This window comes from Actinokineospora guangxiensis (assembly GCF_042657845.1).
In the GTDB taxonomy this organism is placed as follows: domain Bacteria; phylum Actinomycetota; class Actinomycetes; order Mycobacteriales; family Pseudonocardiaceae; genus Actinokineospora; species Actinokineospora guangxiensis.
The window spans coordinates 1,830-5,231 of record NZ_JBHSKF010000030.1 but is presented as its reverse complement, the minus strand read 5'-3'; the positions used below and the strand labels follow the sequence as shown (position 1 = coordinate 5,231).

Annotated in this window: 2 rRNA genes; both read right to left on the bottom strand. The window is 57.9% G+C overall.

Going from position 1 to position 3,402, the window contains the following annotated elements:
* Positions 1 to 7: 7 nt before the first annotated feature.
* Positions 8 to 124, bottom strand: a 5S ribosomal RNA gene (gene rrf / locus ACFPM7_RS30260).
* 120 nt (positions 125 to 244) lie between these two features.
* Positions 245 to 3,355 (bottom strand): 23S ribosomal RNA (locus tag ACFPM7_RS30255).
* Positions 3,356 to 3,402: the final 47 nt, after the last annotated feature.

Genomic DNA, 3,402 nt, shown 5'->3' with positions numbered 1-3,402 from the left:
TAAAGAAGTCCGGCGGTGTCCTACTCTCCCACACCCTCACGAGTGCAGTACCATCGGCGCTGGCAGGCTTAGCTTCCGGGTTCGGAATGGGACCGGGCGTTTCCCTGCCGCTATAACCACCGAAACACTGTGAAACTGTCCAACCTCAACCCCACCCCAACCACAAGCGGACCCGAAGGTCCACCCGAGGACGGGTGGGGGTGGTTGGTGTCTCAGACACCGCACAGTGGATGCGTAGCATGTTTGTGGCAAGCCCTCGGCCTATTAGTACCGGTCAACTCGAACACCTCACGGTGCTTCCATCTCCGGCCTATCAACCCAGTGGTCTGCTGGGGGCCTTAACCCTCGAAAGGGTGGGAGACCTCATCTTGGAACAGGCTTCCCGCTTAGATGCCTTCAGCGGTTATCCCTTCCGAACGTAGCCAACCAGCCATGCCCATGGCAGGACAACTGGCACACCAGAGGTTCGTCCGTCCCGGTCCTCTCGTACTAGGGACAGCCTTCCTCAAGTCTCCAACGCGCGCGGCGGATAGGGACCGAACTGTCTCACGACGTTCTAAACCCAGCTCGCGTACCGCTTTAATGGGCGAACAGCCCAACCCTTGGGACCTACTCCAGCCCCAGGATGCGACGAGCCGACATCGAGGTGCCAAACCATGCCGTCGATATGGACTCTTGGGCAAGATCAGCCTGTTATCCCCGGGGTACCTTTTATCCGTTGAGCGACGCCGCTTCCACCAGCCAGCGCCGGATCACTAGTCCCGACTTTCGTCCCTGCTCGACCCGTCAGTCTCACAGTCAAGCTCCCTTGTGCACTTGCACTCAACACCTGATTGCCAACCAGGCTGAGGGAACCTTTGGGCGCCTCCGTTACCCTTTGGGAGGCAACCGCCCCAGTTAAACTACCCACCAGGCACTGTCCCTGAACCGGATCACGGTCCGAGGTTGAGATGCTCAGTACGATCAGAGTGGTATTTCAACGATGACTCCACACCCACTGGCGTGAGCGCTTCCCAGTCTCCCACCTATCCTACACAAACCGAACCAAGCACCAATACCAAGCTATAGTAAAGGTCCCGGGGTCTTTCCGTCCTGCCGCGCGTAACGAGCATCTTTACTCGTAGTGCAATTTCACCGGGCCTGTGGTCGAGACAGCCGAGAAGTCGTTACTCCATTCGTGCAGGTCGGAACTTACCCGACAAGGAATTTCGCTACCTTAGGATGGTTATAGTTACCACCGCCGTTTACTGGCGCTTAAATTCTCAGCTTCGCCCTTACGGGCTAACCGGTCCTCTTAACGTTCCAGCACCGGGCAGGAGTCAGTCCGTATACATCGTCTTACGACTTCGCACGGACCTGTGTTTTTAGTAAACAGTCGCTTCTCGCTGGTCTCTGCGGCCGGCTCGCCCTAGCCCGCGAAGGGCTTCAAGCGCTCCGGCCCCCCTTCTCCCGAAGTTACGGGGGCATTTTGCCGAGTTCCTTGACCACAGTTCACCCGAACGCCTTGGTATTCTCTACCTGACCACCTGTGTCGGTTTGGGGTACGGGCCGCACGGACACTCGCTAGAGGCTTTTCTCGGCAGCATGGGATCACTCTACTTCGCCTCAATCGGCTACGCATCACGCCTCACCCTCAATGAGCGACGGATTTGCCTATCGCTCGGGCCACACGCTTGCACCAGTCACCAACAGCTGGCGGAGCTACCCTCCTGCGTCACCCCATCGCTTGACTACTACCACATCAGGTCCCGCGCTCCACCGACCTCTCCCGAAGGAAAAACCAGCTTTGGGCGGTTAGTATCAATGGGCTCATCATGGACGCGTCCACACGGGTACGGGAATATCAACCCGTTGTCCATCGACTACGCCTGTCGGCCTCGCCTTAGGTCCCGACTTACCCTGGGCGGACGAACCTGCCCCAGGAACCCTTGGTCATCCGGCGGCAGAGATTCTCACTCTGCTTTCGCTACTCATGCCTGCATTCTCACTCGACCAACCTCCACGGCTAGCTCACGCTGCCGCTTCCACGGTTGATCGACGCTCCCCTACCCATCCACACCACTGCACCAACACAAAAAGCGTCAGCGGATGTATTGTGTGAATGACACAGCTTCGGCGGCGCGCTTAAGCCCCGCTACATTGTCGGCGCAGGACCACTTGACCAGTGAGCTATTACGCACTCTTTCAAGGGTGGCTGCTTCTAAGCCAACCTCCTGGTTGTCTGGGCGACCCCACATCCTTTCCCACTTAGCGCACACTTAGGGGCCTTAGCTGGTGTTCTGGGCTGTTTCCCTCTCGACTACGAACCTTATCGCCCGCAGTCTCACTGCCACGCTCTCACACACCGGTATTCGGAGTTTGGCTGATTTCGGTAAGCTTGTAGGCCCCCTAGACCATCCAGTGCTCTACCCCCGGCGTGAAACACATGACGCTGCACCTAAATGCATTTCGGGGAGAACCAGCTATCACGGAGTTTGATTGGCCTTTCACCCCTACCCACAGCTCATCCCCCAGGTTTTCAACCCTGGTGGGTTCGGGCCTCCACAACATCTTACTGCTGCTTCACCCTGGCCATGGGTAGATCACTCCGCTTCGGGTCCAGACCACGCGACTCAACCGCCCTATTCGGACTCGCTTTCGCTACGGCTCCCCCACACGGGTTAACCTCGCCACGCAGCACTGACTCGCAGGCTCATTCTTCAAAAGGCACGCCATCACCCCACCTGGAGGCTCTGACGGCTTGTAGGCACACGGTTTCAGGTACTCTTTCACTCCCCTCCCGGGGTACTTTTCATCTTTCCCTCACGGTACTAGTCCGCTATCGGTCACCAGGGAGTATTCAGGCTTACCGGGTGGTCCCGGCAGATTCACAGCAGATTCCACGAGCCCGCTGCTACTCGGGAACACCACCGAGAGATGACAGGTTTTCACGTACGGGGCTCTCACCCTCTACGGCACGCTGTTCCAAAGCGCTTCCGCTAACCACATCATTTTCTGACTCTCTACCAGTCCGGCAGAACTGGTGGGCAGGTCCCACTACCCCGAAGACGCAACCCCTGCCGGGTATCACACGCCCACGGTTTAGCCTCATCCGCTTTCGCTCGCCACTACTCACGGAATCACGGTTGTTTTCTCTTCCTACGGGTACTGAGATGTTTCACTTCCCCGCGTTCCCTCCACACACCCTATAGATTCAGGTGCAGGTGACACCACATGACTGGTGCCGGGTTTCCCCATTCGGACATCCTCGGATCACAGCTCGGTTGACAGCTCCCCGAGGCTTAACGCAGCCTCCCACGTCCTTCATCGGCTCCTGGTGCCAAGACATCCACCGTATGCCCTTACCTACTTGCCACAAAGATGCTCGCATCCACTGTGCAGTTCTCAAACACCAACCAGACC